Source organism: Actinomadura kijaniata NBRC 14229 (genome assembly GCF_001552175.1).
Classification (GTDB): domain Bacteria; phylum Actinomycetota; class Actinomycetes; order Streptosporangiales; family Streptosporangiaceae; genus Spirillospora; species Spirillospora kijaniata.
Genome location: NZ_BCQR01000010.1, coordinates 1 through 20,357, shown reverse-complemented (window position 1 = coordinate 20,357; position 20,357 = coordinate 1). Strand labels below are relative to the sequence as shown.

General features: G+C 74.1%; 24 protein-coding genes. 16 read left to right on the top strand and 8 right to left on the bottom strand.

Going from position 1 to position 20,357, the window contains the following annotated elements; genetic code table 11:
* The first annotated feature begins 150 nt into the window (after window positions 1–150).
* The 9 genes from AKI01S_RS04175 (at window position 151) to alc (ending at window position 10,317) form a co-directional block, all read left to right on the top strand.
* Entirely contained in the window at window positions 151–1,608 is a 1,458-nt protein-coding gene (locus AKI01S_RS04175) for an NCS2 family permease (RefSeq protein WP_067812398.1), read from the top strand.
* Between the two features lie 10 nt (window positions 1,609–1,618).
* A complete protein-coding gene (locus AKI01S_RS04170; protein WP_067812397.1) occupies window positions 1,619–2,728 on the top strand; it encodes an XdhC family protein in 1,110 nt (369 codons plus the stop codon).
* Window positions 2,729–2,750: 22 nt separating this feature from the next.
* Window positions 2,751–3,140: an allophanate hydrolase-related protein gene (locus AKI01S_RS04165; RefSeq protein WP_067812396.1), complete on the top strand. Its 390-nt coding sequence runs from the start codon at window positions 2,751–2,753 to the stop codon at window positions 3,138–3,140.
* Window positions 3,137–3,946 carry a hydroxypyruvate isomerase family protein gene (locus AKI01S_RS04160; protein ID WP_157419653.1) on the top strand — a complete coding sequence of 270 codons (810 nt, stop codon included), beginning with the start codon at window positions 3,137–3,139 and terminating at the stop codon, window positions 3,944–3,946. Before AKI01S_RS04165 ends, AKI01S_RS04160 begins: the two co-directional genes overlap by 4 nt.
* Window positions 3,943–4,824 (top strand): 2-hydroxy-3-oxopropionate reductase, encoded by an 882-nt coding sequence (locus tag AKI01S_RS04155; protein ID WP_067812395.1) that lies wholly within the window; start codon window positions 3,943–3,945, stop codon window positions 4,822–4,824. The genes AKI01S_RS04160 and AKI01S_RS04155 overlap by 4 nt, the downstream gene beginning before the upstream one ends.
* A gap of 106 nt (window positions 4,825–4,930) precedes the next feature.
* On the top strand, window positions 4,931–6,646 hold the full coding sequence (gene gcl, locus AKI01S_RS04150; protein ID WP_067812394.1) for a glyoxylate carboligase: 1,716 nt from the start codon (window positions 4,931–4,933) through the stop codon (window positions 6,644–6,646).
* Window positions 6,647–6,764: 118 nt separating this feature from the next.
* Complete coding sequence (locus AKI01S_RS04145; RefSeq protein WP_067812474.1) at window positions 6,765–7,928, top strand: glycerate kinase; 1,164 nt, start codon at window positions 6,765–6,767, stop codon at window positions 7,926–7,928.
* A complete protein-coding gene (gene allB / locus AKI01S_RS04140; RefSeq protein ID WP_067812393.1) occupies window positions 7,925–9,250 on the top strand; it encodes an allantoinase AllB in 1,326 nt (441 codons plus the stop codon). Before AKI01S_RS04145 ends, allB begins: the two co-directional genes overlap by 4 nt.
* A gap of 35 nt (window positions 9,251–9,285) precedes the next feature.
* Window positions 9,286–10,317: an allantoicase gene (alc, locus tag AKI01S_RS04135; RefSeq protein WP_067812392.1), complete on the top strand. Its 1,032-nt coding sequence runs from the start codon at window positions 9,286–9,288 to the stop codon at window positions 10,315–10,317.
* On the opposite strand, the gene AKI01S_RS54155 is transcribed toward alc, so the two are convergent.
* From AKI01S_RS54155 to AKI01S_RS04105, 7 genes are all read right to left on the bottom strand, one after another.
* Window positions 10,307–10,429, bottom strand: coding sequence for a hypothetical protein (locus AKI01S_RS54155; protein ID WP_281185812.1), 123 nt, complete (start codon window positions 10,427–10,429; stop codon window positions 10,307–10,309). The genes alc and AKI01S_RS54155 overlap by 11 nt on opposite strands.
* 86 nt (window positions 10,430–10,515) lie before the next feature.
* Window positions 10,516–11,577, bottom strand: a complete 1,062-nt coding sequence (locus AKI01S_RS04130) for a Gfo/Idh/MocA family protein (protein WP_067812391.1) — start codon at window positions 11,575–11,577, stop codon at window positions 10,516–10,518.
* Window positions 11,574–12,719 carry an NAD(P)/FAD-dependent oxidoreductase gene (locus AKI01S_RS04125; RefSeq protein ID WP_067812390.1) on the bottom strand — a complete coding sequence of 382 codons (1,146 nt, stop codon included), beginning with the start codon at window positions 12,717–12,719 and terminating at the stop codon, window positions 11,574–11,576. Before AKI01S_RS04125 ends, AKI01S_RS04130 begins: the two co-directional genes overlap by 4 nt.
* A gap of 50 nt (window positions 12,720–12,769) precedes the next feature.
* Window positions 12,770–13,864, bottom strand: a complete 1,095-nt coding sequence (locus AKI01S_RS04120; protein ID WP_218009543.1) for a LacI family DNA-binding transcriptional regulator — start codon at window positions 13,862–13,864, stop codon at window positions 12,770–12,772.
* On the bottom strand, window positions 13,864–14,622 hold the full coding sequence (locus AKI01S_RS04115; RefSeq protein ID WP_067812389.1) for an amino acid ABC transporter ATP-binding protein: 759 nt from the start codon (window positions 14,620–14,622) through the stop codon (window positions 13,864–13,866). Before AKI01S_RS04115 ends, AKI01S_RS04120 begins: the two co-directional genes overlap by 1 nt.
* Complete coding sequence (locus AKI01S_RS04110) at window positions 14,619–15,371, bottom strand: amino acid ABC transporter permease (RefSeq protein WP_067812471.1); 753 nt, start codon at window positions 15,369–15,371, stop codon at window positions 14,619–14,621. The genes AKI01S_RS04115 and AKI01S_RS04110 overlap by 4 nt, the downstream gene beginning before the upstream one ends.
* 2 nt (window positions 15,372–15,373) lie before the next feature.
* Window positions 15,374–16,213: an ABC transporter substrate-binding protein gene (locus AKI01S_RS04105; RefSeq protein ID WP_083998871.1), complete on the bottom strand. Its 840-nt coding sequence runs from the start codon at window positions 16,211–16,213 to the stop codon at window positions 15,374–15,376.
* A 237-nt stretch (window positions 16,214–16,450) separates the two neighbouring features.
* Here AKI01S_RS04105 and AKI01S_RS04100 point away from each other — a divergent pair, with 237 nt between their 5' ends.
* The gene (locus AKI01S_RS04100; RefSeq protein WP_067812388.1) at window positions 16,451–16,915 is read left to right on the top strand and encodes a fluoride efflux transporter FluC; all 465 of its coding nucleotides are present in this window, start codon (window positions 16,451–16,453) and stop codon (window positions 16,913–16,915) included.
* Window positions 16,912–17,277 carry a fluoride efflux transporter CrcB gene (gene crcB, locus AKI01S_RS04095; protein WP_067812470.1) on the top strand — a complete coding sequence of 122 codons (366 nt, stop codon included), beginning with the start codon at window positions 16,912–16,914 and terminating at the stop codon, window positions 17,275–17,277. Before AKI01S_RS04100 ends, crcB begins: the two co-directional genes overlap by 4 nt.
* On the opposite strand, the gene AKI01S_RS04090 is transcribed toward crcB, so the two are convergent.
* Window positions 17,274–18,383, bottom strand: coding sequence for a CobW family GTP-binding protein (locus AKI01S_RS04090; RefSeq protein ID WP_067812387.1), 1,110 nt, complete (start codon window positions 18,381–18,383; stop codon window positions 17,274–17,276). The two genes, crcB and AKI01S_RS04090, sit on opposite strands and share 4 nt — an antisense overlap.
* Window positions 18,384–18,451: 68 nt before the next feature.
* Between AKI01S_RS04090 and rpmG the strand changes: the two genes are divergently transcribed.
* From rpmG to AKI01S_RS04065, 5 genes are all read left to right on the top strand, one after another.
* Complete coding sequence (rpmG, locus tag AKI01S_RS04085; RefSeq protein ID WP_067812386.1) at window positions 18,452–18,616, top strand: 50S ribosomal protein L33; 165 nt, start codon at window positions 18,452–18,454, stop codon at window positions 18,614–18,616.
* Window positions 18,616–18,852, top strand: a complete 237-nt coding sequence (gene rpmB, locus AKI01S_RS04080; RefSeq protein ID WP_067812385.1) for a 50S ribosomal protein L28 — start codon at window positions 18,616–18,618, stop codon at window positions 18,850–18,852. Before rpmG ends, rpmB begins: the two co-directional genes overlap by 1 nt.
* Window positions 18,852–19,157, top strand: a complete 306-nt coding sequence (gene rpsN / locus AKI01S_RS04075; RefSeq protein WP_067812384.1) for a 30S ribosomal protein S14 — start codon at window positions 18,852–18,854, stop codon at window positions 19,155–19,157. Before rpmB ends, rpsN begins: the two co-directional genes overlap by 1 nt.
* Before the next feature lie 20 nt (window positions 19,158–19,177).
* On the top strand, window positions 19,178–19,342 hold the full coding sequence (gene rpmF / locus AKI01S_RS04070) for a 50S ribosomal protein L32 (protein ID WP_067812383.1): 165 nt from the start codon (window positions 19,178–19,180) through the stop codon (window positions 19,340–19,342).
* 80 nt (window positions 19,343–19,422) lie between these two features.
* On the top strand, window positions 19,423–20,357 hold a 935-nt coding region (locus AKI01S_RS04065; RefSeq protein WP_157419652.1), incomplete at its 3' end, for a serine/threonine-protein kinase.

Sequence of the window (20,357 nt, the reverse complement as noted above, 5' to 3'; positions counted from 1 at the left end):
CTCCGGTCCCAGCAGTTGATCAACAGGGGCAACCCGCCGTGTGCTTGGGGGACGGCGGGGCGGACCCCACAACCGCACTGATCGAAACGGCCGGACGGCCCACACGCGGGCCGCCCGCGGGTCGATCACGCCCTAAGGAGGGCACGAACCGTGACCGAGACCCAAGCCCCACCCCCGAAGTCACCCCGCCCCGACCCCGGGCCGGGCTCCAGGTCCGCGCTGGACCGCTTCTTCGACCTGTCCGGAAGGGGCACGACCGTCGCCCGCGAGGTGCGCGGCGGCGTCACCACCTTCTTCGCGATGGCCTACCTGGTCATCCTCATCCCGTTGATCATCGGTGACGCCAAGGATGTCACCGGCGCGACCCTGAACCCCGCGCAGCTCACCACCATGGTCGCCCTGTCGGCGGGCCTCACCACGATCCTGATGGGCCTGGTCGGCAACGCGCCGCTGGCGATGGCCGCCGGGCTCGGCGTCACCCCGATCGTGGTGTTCCAGGCCGCGCCGCACATGACCTGGCCGCAGGCGATGGGCCTGGTCGTGCTGGAAGGCGTGATCATCGTCCTGTTCGCGCTCACCGGCATCCGGCAACTGATCATGGACGCCATCCCGCTGGCCCTCAAACAGGCCATCGGGGTCGGGATCGGCGCGTTCATCGCGCTGATCGGCCTGGTGGACGCCGGGTTCGTCGGCCACCACGAGAGCTCCGCGACCCCGGTCACCCTCGGGATGTTCGGCAAGCTGGCGGGCTGGCCGGTGCTGGTGTTCTGCTTCGGCCTGATCCTGATGCTGGTGCTGTTCGTGCGGCGGGTGCCCGGCGCGATGCTGATCGGCATCGTCGCCGCCACCGTCTTCGCCGTCGTGGTGAACTCGCTGGTGAAGGTGGACCCCAAGGCGTGGGGCCCGGTCGAGCCGAAGCTGCCCGGCTCGGTCGTCGCGTCGCCCGACTTCGGGCTGCTGTTCGACTTCGACCTGATCGGCGGCTTCGGGCGGGCCGGGATCGTCACCGCGTCGGTGGTGCTGTTCACGCTGGTGCTGTCGGGCTTCTTCGACGCCATGGGCACGATCCTGGGCGTCTGCGAGGAGGCCCGGATGCTGGACGAGAACGGCAAGCTGCCCGGCCTGTCGAAGATCCTCACCGTGGACGGCTTCGGCGCCATCATCGGCGGCGGCGTCAACGGCTCGGCCAACACCGCCGTCGTGGAGTCGGCGGCCGGGGTCGCCGAGGGCGCGCGCACCGGCCTGGCGAGCGTGGTCACCGGCGGCATGCTCACCGCGCTGATCTTCCTGACGCCGCTGGCCGGGGTCGTGCCGCTGGGGGCCGCCGCGCCCGCGCTGGTGCTGGTCGGCGCGTTGATGATGACCCATGTCCGCAAGATCGACTGGGATGACCTGGAGATCGCCGTCCCGGCGTTCCTGACGGTCGTGCTGATGCCGTTCACCTACTCGATCACGGTCGGCGTCGCGGCCGGCGTGCTCTCCTACACCGTCATCAAGCTGGCCCGCGGCAAGGTCCGCGAGATCCACTGGCTGCTCTACCCGCTGTCGCTGATCTTCGTCGTCTACTTCGCGCTGCATCCCATCGAGTCCGCCCTCGGAATCAAGTAGGAGGCCCACGTTGCGTGAGATCGCCGACCGGCTCCGCGCCTGGAACGACTCCGGCGCCCGGTACGCCGTCGCCACCGTCGTGTCCGTCGGGGGCTCCGCCCCCCGGCGGCCCGGCGCGGCCATGGCGGTCGCCGCGGACGGCGAGGCCGTCGGCAGCGTGTCCGGCGGCTGCGTCGAGGGCGCGGTGTACGAGCTGTGCCAGGAGGTGATCCGGACCGGGGAACCGGTGCGGCAGAGCTTCGGCTACAGCGACGACGACGCGTTCGCGGTCGGCCTGACCTGCGGCGGGACCATCGAGGTCCTGGTGCGGGCGGGGCCGGTGCCGGACGCGGCGCTGGAGGCGGTCTCACGCGACGGGCAGGTGGCGTTCGTCCACGTCCTGCCGCCCGGCCCCGTTACCGGCACCGGGCTGCTGGTCGTGTGGCCGGACCGCCACCACGGCACCACCGGCCTGGCCGACGCCGACGCGGTCGTCGTCGGCGAGGCCCGGGCCATGCTGGACACCGGGAAGACCGGCCGGATCTCCGTCCGCTGCCGGGACCACCTGGACGTCTTCGTCCACTCGTACGCGCCCGCGCCCCGCCTCCTGGTGTTCGGGGCGATCGACTACGCGGCGGCCGTCGCGCGCGTCGGCAGGTTCCTGGGATACCGGGTGACGGTGTGCGACGCGCGGCCGGTGTTCGCGACCCCGGCCCGGTTCCCCGAGGCCGACGAGGTGGTCGTGGACTGGCCGCACCGCTACCTGGCCGCCGAGCACGAGCGCGGGTCCGTGGACGGCCGCACGGTCGTCTGCGTGCTGACCCACGACGCCAAGTTCGACGTCCCCCTGCTGGAGGTCGCGCTGCGGCTGCCCGTCGCCTACGTCGGCGCGATGGGCTCGCGGCGCACGCACCACGACAGACTCTCCCGGCTTCGTCGCGCCGGGATGTCCGATGCGGAGCTGGCGCGCCTGCGCTCTCCCATCGGGTTGGACCTCGGGGCACGCACGCCCGAGGAGACGGCCGTGGCCATCGCGGCGGAGTTCGTCGCCGCGCGTCGCGGAGGTACCGCGCTGCCCCTGGGGCAGATCGACGGGCCCATCCACCATGACAGCCAGGCCTCCTCGGCCGAGGTGGCCTGACCTTGGAGGAAAGGACAGTCCGATGCCGCTCATCTTTCTGAACGGCGGGGCGATGCGCGGGGGACCGCTGCATCACCTGCTCGACGGCTCGCCCCTGGTCGCCGAGACCACGACCGCGCCCCGGTACCGCTTCTACTCCGTCGGGGACCAGTGCCCGGCCCTGACGCCGGTCGCCCACGGCGGCTCGCCGGTCCACGGCGAGGTCTACGACGTGCCGATGGACGTGCTGCGCGACAAGCTGCTGCCCGCCGAGCCCCCGGAGCTGGAGCTCGGCGTGATCGAGCTGGCTGACGGGTCCTCGTCGCTGGCGATGCTGCTGCGGCGCCCCTACACCTCGTACACCAGGCTGATCGACATCACCGAACACGGTAGTTGGGACGCCTACCGACAATCCAGGAAGGAGGCAGCGTGACGCGCCGTTACGCCGTCAACTGCTCGATCCTGTTCACCGAGCTCCCGCTGCTGGACCGCCCGGCGGCGGCCCGGGACGCCGGTTTCTCCGCCGTGGAGTTCTGGTGGCCCTGGCCGGACCGGGCGGTGCCCTCGGGCGCCGAGGTCGACGCGTTCTGCCAGGCGATCGAGGAGGCGGGCGTCCGGCTCATCGGGCTCAACCTCTACGCGGGCGACATGCCCGCCGGGGAGCGCGGGGTGCTGTCGGACCCGGCCCGCGCCACCGAGTTCCGCGACAGCGTCGCGGTCACCGTCGCGATCGCCGAGCGGACCGGCGTCCGGGCGTTCAACGCCCTCTACGGGCAGCGCCTCGACGGCGTGGCCGACGGCGAGCAGGACCGGGTCGCCACCCAGAACCTCGCGTACGCGGCCCGCCAGGTGGGCGCGTTCGGCGGGACCATCCTCATCGAGCCGCTGGCCCGCGGCCTGAACGGGGCCTACCCCCTGGAGACCGCCGCCGACGCGGTCGCCGTCGTGGAGCGGGTCCGCGCCGAGGGCGCCGCCGACGTGAAGTTCCTCTACGACAGCTTCCACCTGGTCAGCAACGGCGAGGACCTGGAGAAGGTCGCGCGCGAGCACGCCGCCGACATCGGCCACGTGCAGATCGCCGACGTTCCCGGCCGCGGCCGTCCCGGGACCGGCGGGATCGACTTCGGCGCGCTGTTCGGGGTGCTCGACGCCATCGGCTACGACGGCTGGACCTCGCTGGAGTACAAGCCGCAGGGCCCGACGGCCGACGAATTCGACTGGATCAAGGAGCACTCATGAGCAGGATCGCCTTCATCGGACTCGGGATCATGGGCGCGCCCATGGCGGGCCACCTGGTCCGCGCCGGGCACGAGGTCACCGGCTACGACGTCGCCCCCAAGGGCCTGGACGCGCTGGTCGCGGCGGGCGGGACGGCGGCGGCCGGCACCGCCGAGGCGGTGTCGGGCGCGGAGATCGTCGTCACGATGCTGCCGCAGGACGAGCACGTGGAGTCGGTGTACTTCGGCGACGGCGGCGTGCTCGCCAACGCCAAGCCCGGCACCCTCTGCATCGACTTCTCCACCGTCAAGCCGGAGACGTCGATCAGGGTCGCCGAGGCCGGGCGGGAACGCGGCCTGCGCGTGCTGGACGCCCCGGTGTCCGGCGGCGAGAAGGGCGCGGTCGACGCCGTGCTTTCGATCATGGTCGGTGGCGCCGAGGAGGACTTCGAGGCCGCCAGGCCGGTCTTCGAGGTGGTCGGCAAGACGTTCGAGCGGGTCGGCGGCTCCGGCGCGGGCCAGTACGTCAAGGCCGCCAACCAGCTCATCGTCGGCGGCACCTACGCGCTGGCCGCCGAGGCGATCGTGCTGATGGAGGCCGCCGGGGTGGACGCCAAGGCCGGCCTCGACGTGATCGCCGGCGGCCTGGCCGCCTCCCGGATCCTCGACATCAAGCGCGACACCATGCTGAGGCGGGAGTTCCAGCCGGGCTTCCGCATCGACCTGCACCACAAGGACATGGGCATCGCCACCGCGGCGGCCCGCTCCGCCGACGTCTCGCTGCCGATGACCGCCCAGGTCGCGCAGCTCATCGCCGCCGCCCGCGCCAAGGGCTACGGCTCGCTGGACCACTCCGCGCTGCTGAAGGTCGTCGAGGACCTGTCCGGCCGCTCCTCCTGACGCGGCCTCCCCAAGCTTCCCCCCAACAGAACGGACGGCCGGTCCCCGACCGAGCGCCAACTCCAGACAGGAGACCGGCCGTCCGCCCCAGAAGGGATATTTCATCATGGCGAAGATCCCCGTCATGCAGGCGGTGGTCGAAGTCCTCAAGTCCGAGGGCGTCGACATCGCGTACGGGTGCCCGGGCGCCGCGATCCTGCCGCTGTACAAGGCGATGGAGCAGGACGGCGGCATCGCGCACCTGATCGTCCGGCACGAGGAGGGCGCCACCCACATGGCCGACGGCTGGTCGCGCACGACCGGCAAGGTCGGCGTGGCGATCGGCACCTCCGGCCCGGCCGGCACCAACATGATCACCGGGCTCTACACCGCGCACGCCGACTCGATCCCGATCCTGGTGATCACCGGCCAGGCGGCCTCCAGCAAGCTGCACCAGGAGGCGTTCCAGGCGGTCGACATCGTCGAGATCGCCAAGCCGGTCACCAAGTGGGCCGTGCAGGTCAAGGAGGCCGCCCAGGCCCCGTGGATCTTCCGCGAGGCGTTCCGGACCGCCAGGTCGGGGCGGCCCGGCCCGGTCCTGATCGACCTGCCGATCGACGTGCAGAAGCAGGAGATCGAGTGGGACGCCTCGATCGACGCGCCGCTGCCGATCGCCCGGATCGAGCCGCACCGGCCGCGCGTGGAACGCGCGCTGGACATGCTGCTGGCCGCCGAGCGCCCGCTGATCCTGGCGGGCGGCGGCGTCATCCTCGCCGACGCCCACGAGGAGCTGGTCGAGCTGGCCGAGCTGCTCCAGGTGCCGGTGCAGGCGACGCTGATGGGCAAGGGCTGCATCGACGAGAACCACCCGCTGTACGCGGGCATGACCGGCATCCAGACGTCGCAGCGGTACGGCAACGCCTCGTTCCTGGAGTCGGACCTGGTCCTGGCGCTGGGCGCGCGGTTCGGCGACCGGCACACCGGGCAGCTCGACGTGTACCGGGGCGACCGGAAGTTCATCCACGTGGACATCGAGCCGACCCAGATCGGCAAGGTGTTCGGCCCGGACCTCGGCATCGTGTCCGACACGAAGCTGTTCCTCCAGGCGATCCTCGGGCTGGCCCGGGAGCGCGGCCTGACCGGCGCGCCCGGCGCGTGGGTGGAGCGGGTCCGGGAGCTCAAGGCCACCCTGACGCGGCGCGAGGACTTCGACGACGTCCCGATCAAGGCGCCGCGCATCTACAAGGAGATCAACGAGTTCTACGGGCCCGACACCTACTTCGTCACGGCCATCGGGCTCTACCAGATCTGGGGCGGCCAGCACCAGAAGGCCCCCAAGCCGCGCCACTACCAGGTGTGCGGCCAGGCCGGGCCGCTCGGCTGGGAGATCCCGGCCGCGATCGGCGTCAAGACGGCGCTGGCCGCCACCGAGCCGGACGCCGAGGTCGTCGGGATCGTCGGCGACTACGGCTTCCAGTTCCTGGTGGAGGAGCTGGCGGTCGCGGCGCAGTACAACGTGCCGTTCGTGCTCATCATGATCAACAACGAGTACCTCGGGCTGATCCGGATGGCCGAGGACCACGGCGGCTACGACATGAAGTACGAGGTCGACATCCACTACGACCAGTACGGCTCCGACAACGTCAAGATCATGGAGGCGTACGGCTGCTCGGGCACCCGCGTGGTGGAGCCCGAGGAGATCCGCCCGGCGCTGGAGTGGGCGCGCAAGGAGGCCGACCGCACCTCCCGCCCGGTCCTGGTCGAGATCATGATCGAGCGCGAGGCCGACACGGCCAACGGCGTCCGCATCGACCAGGTGAAGGAGTACGAGCCGGTTCCGTAGCGGCGAGGGGGCGGCGGGCCGCCCGTGGTGAGAACACGTGCAGGACGGCCCGCCGCCACCCCGCTGAAGTGCGCAGACGGGGATAGTTGGGGATGAACGTCGTAGAAGGGTGACCGTCATGAGAGAGCCGCGATCGGGGCACGTCGTGATCGCGCCCGACAAGTTCAAGGGCTCGCTGACCGCGAACCAGGTCGCCGAGCACGTCGCGGCCGGGCTGCGCCGCGCCCGCCCCGACGCCCGTCTGGTGCTGCTGCCGGTCGCCGACGGCGGCGACGGGACGGTCGACGCCGCCGTCGCCGCCGGGTTCGCCCGGCTGCGGACCACCGTCACCGGCCCGGCCGGCGAGGAGGTCGTCGCCTCCTACGCGGTGCGCGGGCGCACCGCCGTCGTCGAGCTGGCCGAGGCGTCCGGCCTGCGGCTGCTGCCGGGCGGCGGGCCGCGGCCGCTCACCGCCACCAGCCGCGGCACCGGCGAGCTCATCGACGCGGCACTGCGCGGGGGCGTGAACCGCATCGTGCTCGGGCTCGGCGGCAGCGCCTGCACCGACGGCGGCGCGGGCATGGCCGCCGCGCTCGGCGTCCGCCTCCTGGACGACCGGGGCGAGGAGCTCCCGCCGGGCGGGGCGGCGCTGCGCTCGCTGGCGCGGATCGAGACCGGGCGGCTCGCCGAACGCCTGGAGGGCGTGCAGGTCGTCGTCGCCAGCGACGTGGACAACCCGCTGCTCGGCCCGGAGGGGGCCGCCGCGGTCTTCGCGCCGCAGAAGGGCGCCTCCCCGGCGCAGGTGCGGACCCTGGAGAACGGCCTGGCCCGGCTGGAGGCGGTCGCGCGCCGCGACCTGGGGGCGCTGCACGCCAAACAGCCCGGCGCGGGCGCGGCCGGGGGAGTGGGGTTCGGCGCGATGACGTTCCTGGGCGCCACCGTCCGGCCCGGCATCGGCTACCTGCTGGACCTGCTGGGCTTCGCCGAGCAGGCGGCCGGGGCGCGGCTCGTGGTGACCGGCGAGGGCTCCCTGGACCGGCAGTCGCTGCGCGGCAAGGCCCCGGTCGGCGTCGCCCGCGCCGCCGCCCGCGAGGGCGTGCCCGCGATCGCCGTCGCCGGGCGCCGCGCCCTCACCGGCGAGCAGCTCCGCAAGGCCCGCCTGCAGAGCGCCTACGCCCTCACCGACCTCGAACCCGATCCGGAGCGGTGCATGGCCGAAGCGGGCCCGCTGCTCGAACGACTGGCGGAACAGATCGGCCGCGAGTGGCTGGTCGAGTCCCCATCCATGGGAGGAGTCGCGTGACAGAGACCTACGACCTGGTCATCCGGTCCCGGCGGGCGGTGCTGCCCTACGGGGAGAGGCCCGCGGCGGTCGCCGTGCGGAACGGCCGGATCGCCGCGATCGAGGAGGCGGACGCGCCGCTGACGGCCGCCGCCGAGGTCGATCTCGGGGACATCGCGCTGCTGCCGGGCCTGGTGGACACCCACGTCCACATCAACGAGCCGGGCCGGACCGAGTGGGAGGGCTTCGCCACCGCGACCCGCGCGGCCGCCGCCGGGGGCGTGACGACGGTGGTGGACATGCCGCTGAACTCGCTGCCCCCGACGGTGAACGTCGAGTCCCTCGCCGTGAAGCAGGCGGCGGCGCGCGGCGCCGTGCACGTGGACGTCGGGTTCTGGGGCGGGGCGATCCCCGGCAACGTCGCCGACCTGCGGCCGCTGCACGAGGCCGGGGTGTTCGGGTTCAAGTGCTTCATCTCCGACTCGGGCGTGCCGGAGTTCCCGCCGCTGTCGCCCGAGCGGCAGTACGAGGCGTTCAGGGAGATCGCGTCGTTCGACGGGCTGGTCATCGTGCACGCCGAGGACCCGGCGGCGCTGCGCGAGCCCGCCGCCGGGGACTACGCCTCGTTCCTGGAGTCGCGGCCGCCGTCGGCCGAGCGGAGCGCCGTGGAGCAGGTCATCCGCGTCGCCGAGCAGACCGGCGTGCGGGCGCACATCGTGCACCTGGCGGCGGCCGACGCCCTCGAACCGCTCGCCAAGGCCCGGTCGCGGGGCCTGCGGGTGACCGCCGAGACGTGCCCGCACTACCTGACGCTGACGGCCGAGGACGTTCCCGGGCCCGACGCGACCGCGTTCAAGTGCTGCCCGCCGATCCGCGACGCCGGCAACCGCGAGGAGCTGTGGAACGGGCTGGCCGACGGCGTGATCTCGTGCGTGGTCACCGACCACTCCCCGTGCACCCCCGACCTCAAGCGGGGCGACTTCGCGACCGCCTGGGGCGGCGTCTCCTCCCTCCAGCTCGGCCTGTCGGCGGTCTGGACCGCCGCCCGCGCCCGGGGCCACGGCCTGTCGTCGGTGGTCCGCTGGATGGCCGAGGGACCGGCGGCGCTGGTCGGGCTGAACGGCGACGGCGCGCGCCGCAAGGGCCGCATCGCGCTCGGGTACGACGCCGACCTGGTGGCGTTCGCCGCCGACGCGTCCCATGTCGTGGACGCCGCCGCGCTCCACCACCGCAACCCGGTCACCCCCTACGCGGGCCGCTCGCTGCGCGGCGTGGTCCAGGCGACCTGGCTGCGCGGCGAGATCGTCGACGACACCCCCCGGGGCGCGCTGCTCAACCGCTGACCCGCCCCCCAGCCCGACCCGAACAGGAGCATTTCGTGAGCGACTTCCTCTCCCTTCCGGACCTGGCCGTCCGCACCCTCGGCGGCTCCGTGATCGCCGCCAGCGACGAGTCGTTCGAGGAGAAGGAGAACCTGATCAACCCGTGGGCCCCGGCGTTCCACCCCGAGACGTTCGGCCCGAAGGGACAGGAGTACGACGGCTGGGAGACCGCGCGCCGCCGCCCGGACGCCGACGGCGAGCTGGGCCACGACTGGGCGATCGTGCGGCTGGGGCTGCCGGGGGTGGTCCACGGCGTGGTGATCGACACGGCGTGGTTCAAGGGGAACTTCCCGCCGCACGCCTCGGTCGAGGCGTGCGCCGTCGAGGGCCACCCCTCGCCCGCCGAGCTGGCCGCCGCAGAGTGGGTGGAGATCGTTCCGAGGAGTCCGCTGGAGGGGGACCGGGCGCACCACTTCGAGGTGGCGGTCCGGCGGCGGTTCACGCACGTCCGGCTGAACATGTTCCCCGACGGCGGCATCGCCCGGCTGCGCGTCCACGGCGACGTCGTCCCGGACCCGCGCCTGCTCACCGGCCTCACCGTGGACCTGGCGGCGCTGGAGAACGGGGCGCGCGTCACCGCGTGCTCGAACATGTTCTACTCCTCGCCGGACAACATGCTCGCCCCCGGCGCCGCCCGCAACCAGGCCGAGGGCTGGGAGACCGCGCGCCGCCGCGACGCGGGCCACGACTGGGCGGTGGTCAGGCTGGCCGCGCCGGGTGTGATCAGGCTCGCCGAGTTCGACACCGTCAACCTGAAGTTCAACGCGCCCGCCGCCGTGTCGCTGTGGGGGATCGACGAGCGCACGGCGGACCCCGAGGACAAGGAGGCGTGGGTGGAGCTGATGCCGCGCACCCGCGTCCAGCCGGACGGCCGCCACCGCTTCCGGCTGGAGGGGCTGCCGGAGGTCACCCACGTGCGCGTGGACATCCACCCCGACGGCGGCCTGGCCCGCCTCCGCCTGCTCGGCGACCTCACCCCGGCCGGTGAGGAGGCCCTGTTCGCCCGCTGGGCCGAGCTCACCGCCTGACGGGGGGCCGCCGCCCGGAGCCGCCGTTCCCCTCGCCCGGGGGCGGCGGCTCCTTCTTCCCGTCGCGCAGCGCCCGCCACAGGGCCCGCGACAGCCCCCACATGTAGTTCACGGTTCCGTTCCCCCGACAGTGCTGATCATCTTCTGTATGAAGATGACGCGCGGGAGGGGTATTCCGTTGCGAAGCCCGCTTTTTCGTTAGATCTCCCTGAGATCCGCCGGGCGTACCACCTCGCCGGTGGCCGCGCTGCGCCGGGCGGCGTCCAGGACGGCGGCGGTCGCGACCGCGTCGCGCGGGTCGACCGGGACCGGACCGGCGCCGCGGACCGCCGCCGCGAACGCCGGATAGAAGGCGTCCCACGCGCCCCGCTCCGACGGGACGGTCTCGCCCTCGTCGCCGCGCATCAGCCGTCCCCACCGCTCGGGCGGCTCGACGCCCCAGGCGTCGCCCTCCGACGCCGGGGACGCGCCGCCGACCAGCAGCGCCTCCTGCCCGTCCACGCCGTCGACCACGTAGGCCCCGGCGGTGCCGCCGACGCGGAACCGCGGCCCCGGCGCGCCCTGCCGCCAGCTTCCCCACAGGCGCGACCGGACGCCGCCGCGATGGGTGAGCGCGACGAACACGTCGTCGTCCAGGCCGCCGTCCGGACCGCCGTCCGGGCCGTCGCGGTGGTGCGCCTCGGCGTACACCCGCTCGACCGGCCCGCACAGCACCAGGGCCTGGTCGACCAGGTGGCTGCCGAAGTCCAGCAGCGTGCCGCCCCCGGCCGCGGGCGGGCCGGGCTCGGGCGCGAACCGCTCGAACCGCGACTCCAGCAGCGTCAGCCCGCCCAGCGCGCCGGAGCCGACCAGGCGCCGCGCCGTCAGGAAGTCGGAGTCCCAGCGCCGGTTCTGGTAGACGGTCAGCGGCACCCCGAGGCGTTCGGCCAGCTCGACGGCCTCGCGCGCGCCGTCCGCGTCGAGCGTGAACGGCTTGTCGCACGCCACCGCGAGACCGAGCCGCAGCGCCCGCCGGGTCAGCGGCAGGTGCGTGTCGGCGGGCGTGGAGATCGCGACGGCCTCGGCCCCGGCGGCGGCCAGGTCCTCCAGCGAGTCGAACGCCGGCAGGTCCCACCGGTCGGCGACCTGGCGGCGGCGTTCGGGGAAGGTGGTCACCACGCCCATGAACTCGCACTCGGGCGCCGAGGCGAGCAGCGGCGCGTGGAAGTGGCGGCCGCCGAAGCCGTAGCCGACCAGGCCGATGCGCACCGGCGCGGTCACCGGGCCTCCCCGTGCGCGAAGCGGCCGGGCCGGAACGCCGACAGCAGCGGCCCGCGCCCGCCGGTGACGATCTCCTCGGCCAGCAGCTCACCGGCGATCAACCCGAGCGTGGCGCCGCTGTGGGTGAACGCCACGAACAGCCCGCGCACCTCGTCGAGCTCGCCGAGGACCGGCTCGCCGTCGCCGGGGATCGGCTTGGGGCCGACACCGTAGGAGTCCAGCACGAGATCGGGGTGGCCCGCGAGCACCGCCGACGCCTCGCGCAGCAGCCCCTCGACCGTGTCGGCCTTGACCTCGTAGCCGCCCCCGCCGTGGACGACCACCTCCTCGGCGGCGGCGTCGGAGTCCATGACCAGCGCGCCGTCCGGCGCGGGACGCAGCGCCACGCGCGGGGTGTTGAGCACGGCCCGCAGCGCGGTCCCGGCGGGCCGGGCGCGCACCAGCAGCGCCAGCGGGGTCGCGTCGGCGATCCGCGCGCCGAACCGCGCGGCCATGCGCGGGACGGTGGCGCCCGTGGCCAGCAGGACCGCGTCGGCCCCGATCCGCTCGCCCGCGCCGGTGCGCACGGCGACGGCGCGGCCGTTCTCCACGACCGGCTCGGCGGGCCCGGCGCCCTCGATGATCCGGCCGCCGGCGGCGGCCAGGTCGTCGGCGAGCCACCGCACCAGCGGCGCGAGCTCCACCCAGCCCTCACCCGGGTTGAAGATCGCGCCCTCGTCGGGGATCGCGCCGGGGTCCACGCCGGGCGTCCACCCGGCGACCTCCTCGCGGCTCAGCCAGTGCGCGTCGTAGCCGTTGCGCCGCATGTGGGCCAGCGCCTCGCGGTGCCCGGCGGCCTCCCCGGGCGCCGCCCAGGTGAGGCCGCCGTCGAAACGCAGGTAGGCGGCCGAGCCGGGCACCCGGGCGGCGAACGTGCGGTAGCGGTCGATGCCCAGCAGCCGCAGGTGGTGGTACTCCCGCGAGCGCGCGCCGCCGAAGGAGTTCAGCCACGCCAGCGAACGGCCCGTCGCCTGGTCGGCGAGGGAGCCCTCGGTGACCAGCACGACGTCGGCGCCGCGCCGGGCCAGCTCCCGGGCGGTGGACACGCCGATGACGCCGCCGCCCACCACGACGACGCGGGGGCGGGAAGGGGAAACGGACATGGAGAGATCGCCTTTCGTAGGAAGGTCGAGGAGAGGGACGCTCGGGCGCGTCAGAGTTCGGCGGTGCTGGAGCGGACGACCAGCCGCGTCGGCAGGACGATCCGCTCGCGGGGCGCGTCGTCGCCCTTGATCCGGCGGAACAGCCGCTCGGCGGCGGCGCGGCCCATGTCGATCGGCGACTGGGCCACCACCGTGACCGGCGGGTCGACCAGCGCGGTCCAGTCCAGGTCGTCGAAGCCGACCAGCGACAGCTCCCGCGGCACGGCCAGCCCGCACCGGCGGGCCGCGGTGTACAGGCCCTGGGTGGTGACGTTCTCGGCGGCGAACACCGCGGTCGGCGGATCGGGCAGCGACAGCAGCGCCACCGCCTCCCGCTCGGCCGTCGCGACGTCCAGGAACGGGCCGAAGCGCACCAGCTCCCGGTCCGCGGTCACCGCGCGTTCGTCCAGCGCGGCCAGGAACCCGCGGATACGGTCGACCGAGGGACGCGCCGCGCCCCGCACGCCGAGCCCCGCGCCGCCCGGCGCGGCCACCAGCTCCGGCCCCTCGGCGGGGTCGATCGACGCCAGCAGCCCGATCCGGCGGTGCCCGCGGTCCAGCAGGTGCGCGGTCGCGCCGCGCGCCGCGGCCACGTTGTCTATCACGACGCTGTCGGCGTCCACGAGCGGGCTGGTGCGGTCGAGCAGCACGACCGGGACGCCGCGTTCCTGCGCGCGCCGCAGGTGCTCCACGTCGGTGACCGAGGTGGGCGACACCACGATCCCGTCGATCTGCTTGTCCAGCAGCACCTGGACGGCGTTGCGCTCGACGTCGAGCCGGTCGTCGACGTTGAACAGGATCGCCTCGTACCCCTCCGCCCGCGCCACGTCGCACACGCCGCGCATCGCGGCGGCGAAGTAGGGGTTGGCGATGTCGGCGCCGATGAAGCCGATGCTGCGCGTCCCGCCCGAGCGCATGCTGCGCGCGATGGCGTTCGGCGAGTAGCCCAGCCGGTCGGCGGCCTCGCGGATGCGGGCGCGCAGGTCCTCGCGGACGCGGCCGTACCCGCCGAGCGCGCGCCCGGCCGTGGCCACCGACACCCCCGCCTCGCGGGCGACGTCGGCCACGGTGGGACGGCTCCCCCGGGGACCGGTGCCGGCGCCCATCACAGCACCTGCGACAGGAACTTCGCCAGCCGCGGCGACGCGGGGGCCTCGAAGATCTGCTCGGGCGGGCCCGCCTCGACGACCACCCCGGCGTCCATGAACACCACCGTGTCGGCGACCCGCCGCGCGAAGCCCATCTCGTGCGTCACAACGATCATTGTCATGCCTCCGCGGGCCAGTTCGGCCATCAACTCCAGCACGCCCTTGACGAGCTCGGGGTCGAGGGCGCTGGTGACCTCGTCGAACAGCATCACCTCCGGCTCCATCGCCAGCGCCCGCGCGATCGCGACGCGCTGCTGCTGGCCGCCCGAGAGCTGCGCGGGCCGGTGCCCGGCGCGGTCGGCCAGCCCGACGTCGCCCAGGCGGCGCAGCGCGATCTCGGCGGCCCGCTCCCTGGGCATCTTCTTGACGTGGGTGAGCGCGAGCGCGACGTTCTGCAGCGCGGTCTTGTTGGGGAACAGGTTGAAGTGCTGGAACACCATGCCTACGCGCTGCCGCAGGACGTTGACGTCGAGGTCGGCGGTGTCGCGCCCGTCCAGCAGCACCGTGCCGGAGGTGCGGGTCTCCATGCCGTTCAGGCAGCGCAGCAGCGTCGACTTGCCCGACCCGGACGGGCCGATCACGCACACCACCTCGCCGGCGGCCGCGTCCAGGTCGGCGCCGCGCAGCACCTCCACCGGCCCGAACCGCATGCGGATGTCGCGGGCCCGCAGCGACGCGCCCCGATAGCGCTGCCCGGCCGCCCTCGCGGTCGTCATGCGGGCGCTCCTTCCGTGGCCGTGGCGACCGGCCTGTCGTCGGCGGCCGGGGCGGGGCGGGAGCCCTCGCGCATCCGCCGGTCGATGTGGTTCACCAGGTGGGTCAGCGGGACGGTGAGGATCAGGTAGCACAGGCCCGTGGCCAGCAGCGGCGACAGGTTGCCCGACGCCACCGCCTCGTCCTGGCCGATGCGGAACAGCTCGCGCTGGCTGGTCACCAGGCCGAGGAAGTACACCAGGCTGGAGTCCTTGATGATGGCGATGAACTGGTTGACCAGCGCGGGCAGCACCCGCCGGACGCCCTGCGGCACCACGACCAGGCGCAGCGACTGGGCGTGGGTGAGGCCCAGCGCGCGGCACGCCTCGCCCTGCCCCCTGTCGACGCTCTGGATGCCGGACCGGAAGATCTCGCCGATGTAGGCGCCCGACATCAGGCTGAGCGCCAGGACGGCCACCGGGTACGGCGAGGCCAGCCAGCCCACCTGCGCCGAGAACACGCCCTCGCCGACCATCAGGATCGTCAGCGCGGCGGGCAGCCCCCGGAACAGGTCGGTGTAGACGCGGGCGGGCAGCCGCGCCCACCGGCGCCGCGACAGCCCCATGATCGCCAACACCATGCCGATCACGCTGCCCAGCAGCGCCGAGGCCACCGCCAGCATCAGGGTGTTGGCCAGCCCGTAGGTCAGCAGGTCCGGCAGCACCTGCCGGATCAGCTCCCAGTCGAAGAAGTTGTGAAGCAGGTCGTTCACGGTCACGCCTTGGCGGTGTAGGGCGGGAGCTGGTCCGCGCCGGGCACCGGGCTCTCGGGGAAGTACTTCTTGTACAGCCGCAGCCAGGTGCCGTCGGCGACGACCTGCTTGAGCGCCCCGTTGAGCTTGCCGACCAGCACCGAGTTGCCCTTGCGCACGCCCCAGCCCGCCGGGTGGTCGGTGGAGGGGACGGTGAACGGCTGCGACAGGCGCAGGTCGGGGTACTTCCTGGCGATCGCCAGGTTGGGCTCGAAGTCGTTGAAGAAGCCGTCGACCCGCCGGTTCTTGAGCGCCAGGTCGGCCGAGTTGCTGTCGGGGAACCGCACGATCTCGGCGCCGGGGACGAACTTCCCGGCGTTGGCGTCCTGGATCGAGCCCTGGAGCACCGCGATGCGCTTGCCGCGCACGGAGGCGGCGTCGGAGGTGATCCCGCTGCCCGGGGCGGCCAGCACGCCGAGGTAGCCGGCGAGGTAGCCGTCGGAGAAGTCCACCACCTTCCGGCGCTGCGGGGTGATCCCGACGGCGGCGCTGACCACGTCGAACTGGCGGTTGTTGACCGCCGGGAGCAGCGCCGAGAAGTCGAGGGCCACATAGGAGGTGCGCAGCCCGATCCTCTGGGCGGCCGCGTCCATCAGCTCGATCTCGAACCCGGTGAGCTTGCCGTTCTCGGCGTAGGCGTAGGGGCGGACGTTGTTGGTCGTGCCCACCTTGAGCACGCCCGCCCTGGCCACGCCCGTGGCCTGGCCGCCGCCCGCCTCGGCGCCCGAGCCGCACCCGGCCGCCGACGCCGCCGCCAGGGCGATCACCAGGAGCGCCGTACGCCTCGTGGGGACCTTTCGCATCTCTTTCTCCAATGTGTGCGCAAGCGCTGGACGGCAGGCGTCCACGGCGCACCGGTCAGTGCGGATGGGGGATCGAAGCCGCTGGTCGGACCGTGTGAGAACGTTCTCTCGCTGCGAGTGAGAGAACGTTCTCACGGGCGATTGGCGCCGTCAAGACCAAAGAATGGGCACCAGCGGAGCGCCCCCGGACCGACCAAGGGGCCGGAGATCCGGCGCCGGCCTGGTAGGAACGTCGGTATGCCCGACAGCACGGACCGGCCCGTCGATCCCGACGTGGACCTGCGCGTTCCGGAGCAGCGCGCGGAACTGCGCCGCCATCCCCGGACGACCGTGGCGGCGGTGTCGGCGGGCGGCGCGCTGGGGGCGCTGGCCCGGTACGGCGTCGGCGCGGCGTTCCCGCACGCCCCCGGCGCGTTCGCCTGGGCCACGTTGGCGATCAACACCGTCGGCTGCCTGCTGATCGGCGTGCTGATGGTGCTGGTCACGGAGGTGCGCCGTCCGCACCACCTGGTCCGGCCGTTCCTGGGGACGGGCGTGCTGGGAGGGTTCACGACGTTCTCGACCTACACGGTCGACGCCCACCAGGCGGTCCGGCACGGGGCCCCGCACGTCGCCCTGGCCTACCTGGCGGCGACGCTGGCCTGCGCGCTGGCGGCGGTGCTGGCGGGCGTCCGCGCGACCCGGTGGGCGGCGCGCCGGTGAGCGTCCCCACGGCCCTGCTGGTCGCGGCGGGCGCGGCGGTCGGCGCGCCGCTCCGCTACCTGGCCGACCGGACGGTCCAGGCCCGCCACGCCACGCCGTTCCCCTGGGGCACCCTCGCCGTGAACGTCACCGGCTCGGCGATCCTCGGCTTCCTGACGGCCCTCCCGGCGGGCCCCGGCGCGATGGCGCTGCTCGGGACGGGCTTCTGCGGCGCGCTGACGACGTACTCGACGTTCGGCTACGAGACGCTGCGCCTGTTCGAGGAGCGGGCCCGCGCCCAGGCGGTGGCGAACGCGGCGGTCTCGGTGACGGCGGGCCTGGGCGCGGCCTGGCTCGGCATGGTGTCCGCCGGGGCGCTCTAGGCGGGACCCGGCAGGAACGGGGCGAACGGGTCCTCCACGTTCTCCGGCGACTCGTCCGGGGTCAGCAGGCAGCCGTCCAGGAGGGCGTGGACCCGGTCGCGGTCCAGGTCGGGGGCGGTGAACGTCAGGTGCTGGACGCGGTCGCCGTGGTCGGCGGTCCAGTCCAGGGCGGCGGCCGCCCGGCGGATCGGCGGGACCATCTCCCAGGCCGCCTCCGGGAGGGACGCCAGCCACGGGCCCACGTCCTCCACCGTGACCACCCCGGCCGTCGCGTCCCAGGCCAGCATCCGGTCGGGGCGGTTGGCCAGCCAGAAGCGGCCCCGGCTGCGGACCGACTCGGAGGCCAGGGCGTCCATCGCGTCGAAGAAGCGCGCCGGATGCAGGGGCGCGGTGCGCCGCCACACGACGGTGGTCACCTCGCCGGTCGCCGCCTCCTGGGGGAGGCGGGCGGTGGCGGGGTCCACGCGGGCGGCCAGCTCGCGCGGGTGCAGGGCGGGTCCGGTGACCGGCGGCGGCGGGTCGTCCGGGAGGTGCTGCGGGGTCGTCGGGGCCAGGTGGGACAGCAGCTCGCGGCACAGGTCGAGGTCGTCGTCGGGGTCGGGGACGGCCAGGGCGGTGGCGTACTCGATCTGGCGGGCCAGGACCTCGGCCACGCAGCGCTCGTCGCCGGCCGTGCCGATCCGGCCCGACTCGGTCAGGGTCTCGCCCCGGCACACGTCCACCGGGGTCAGCCGCGCGTCCACGGCGGTGACCACCGCGGTCAGGCGCAGCGTCTCGGCGTGCTCCAGGAACTCCGCGACCGCGCGGGGCTCCACCGAGTCCCACAGGTCCGCGACCAGCAGCCGGGAGGTGTCGGCGAGGCGGGTCAGCTCCGGCAGCAGGTCCTCGCGGACGGTGCAGGTCACGCAGGGGTGTTCGAGGCGGATCACGGTGCGGTCGCGCAGGCCCCAGGCGTCCCGCACGGTGCGGACCACGCGGCCGTCCGCGATGGCCCGCAGGTCGTGGTGGACCGCCACCGCGCCGGGGTGGGCGGCCAGCAGCCGGTCGACGACGGCGGTCCGGGCGGACGCGTGCAGCCCGGCCACCAGCGCCACGGGAACGGACATGGACCCTCCCTTGTTGGAAATGAAAACCGTTTTCACTATAGTGTCGTCCCGGCCGAAAGGAGAAACCCATGGCTCGCAACGAGCTGCGTCCGGTGATCAAGCTGCGGTCCACCGCGGGCACCGGGCACACCTACGTGACCCGCAAGAACCGCCGCAACGACCCCGACCGCCTGACCCTGCGCAAGTACGACCCGGTCGCGCGCAGGCACGTCCTGTACCGGGAGGAGCGCTGATGGCGCGGCGCTGCCAGCTCACCGGGGCCGGACCGGCGTTCGGCAAGCGGGTCTCGCACTCGCACCGGCGCACCTCCCGCAGGTTCGACCCCAACCTCCAGACCAAGCGGTACTGGCTGCCCTCCGAGGGCCGGTACGTGCGGCTGCGGCTGTCGGTCCGGGCGATCCGGACCGTGGACAGGATCGGGATCGAGGCCGCCGTGGCGCGGATCCGGGCGCGGGGGGAGAAGGTCTGATGGCCAAGAAGAGCAAGATCGCGGCCAACGAGCGCCGCCGCGCCGTCGTGGACCGCCACGCCGCGCGCCGGGCCGAGCTCAAGCGCGTCATCCGCTCCCCGCGCACCGACCCCGGGATCCGGGCCGCCGCCGTCCGGGAGCTGGCCCGGCAGCCCCGCGACGCCAGCCCCACCCGCGTCCGCAACCGCGACGCCGTGGACGGGCGCCCCCGCGGCCACCTGCGGAAGTTCGGGCTGTCGCGGGTCCGGTTCCGCGAACTGGCCCACCGGGGCGAGCTGCCCGGCGTCACCAAGTCGAGCTGGTAGTCGAGCTGGTAGGAGAGACCATGGCCGTGCCCAAACGCAAGAAGTCCCGCAGCAACACCCGGCACCGCCGGGCGCGGTGGAAGGCCGCCGCGCCCGACCTGGTGACCATCGTGGTGAACGGCGTGGAGGTCCGCGTCCCGCGGAAGTACGCGCGGGCCTACCGGCGAGGGCTGATCGGAACCTGAGAACCGACCGGCCCTCCGGTGGCGTCCCACAGGGGGAACAGGGAAGATCGTCCCGTCCCCCCTCTCCCCCCGGAGGACCGATGCCCGATCCGCTGTCACCTGACGATCCCACCCGCGTCGGCGGGTACGAGCTGACCGGACGGCTCGGCGACGGCGGACAGGGCTCGGTCTACCTGGGCCGGGACGCCGCCGGGCGGACCGTGGCCGTCAAGCTGCTGCACGCCCGGCTCGGCCGGGACCCGGCGGCGCGGGCCCGGTTCGTGCGGGAGCTGGAGGTCGCCGAACGGGTCTCCGGGTTCTGCACCGCGCGGGTCCTGGACGCCGACATCGACGGCGACCGGCCCTACATCGTCAGCGAGTTCGTGGACGGCCCCTCGCTGGCCGACCTGGTGCGGCGGGACGGCCCGCTGGACGCGGCGGCGCTGACCCGGCTCGCGATCGGCACCGCGACCGCGCTGGCCGCCATCCACCGCGCCGGGATCGTGCACCGCGACTTCAAGCCGCCGAACGTGCTGGTCGGCCCCGGCGGCCCGCGCGTGATCGACTTCGGGATCGCGCGGGCGCTGGACTCCGAGGCCGTCACCGTCACCAGCCAGGTCGTCGGGACGCCCGCCTACATGGCCCCCGAGCAGATCGCGGGCGCGCGGGTCGGCCCGGCCGCCGACGTGTTCGCCTGGGGCGGGACGATGCTGTTCGCGGCGACCGGGCGGCTGCCGTTCGGCGGCGACTCCATCCCCGCCGTCCTGAACGCGGTGCTGAACGCCGAGGCCGACGTGCGCCCGCTGCCCGGCCCGCTGGCCGAGATCGTCGGCGTGTGCCTGGCCAAGGACCCGGCCCGCCGCCCCTCCAGCGCGGATGTGCTGACCCGGCTGCTGGGCGCCGTCGGCGCGCAGGACCCTGGCGACCCGCAGGACGGCGATCCGCTGGAACGCGGCGCGACCCTCGTCTACTCGCCCCCCGCCGACCTGGCGTTCGCGCCGTCCGCGCGGCCCGCGCGGCCCGCGCGGCCGCCGCG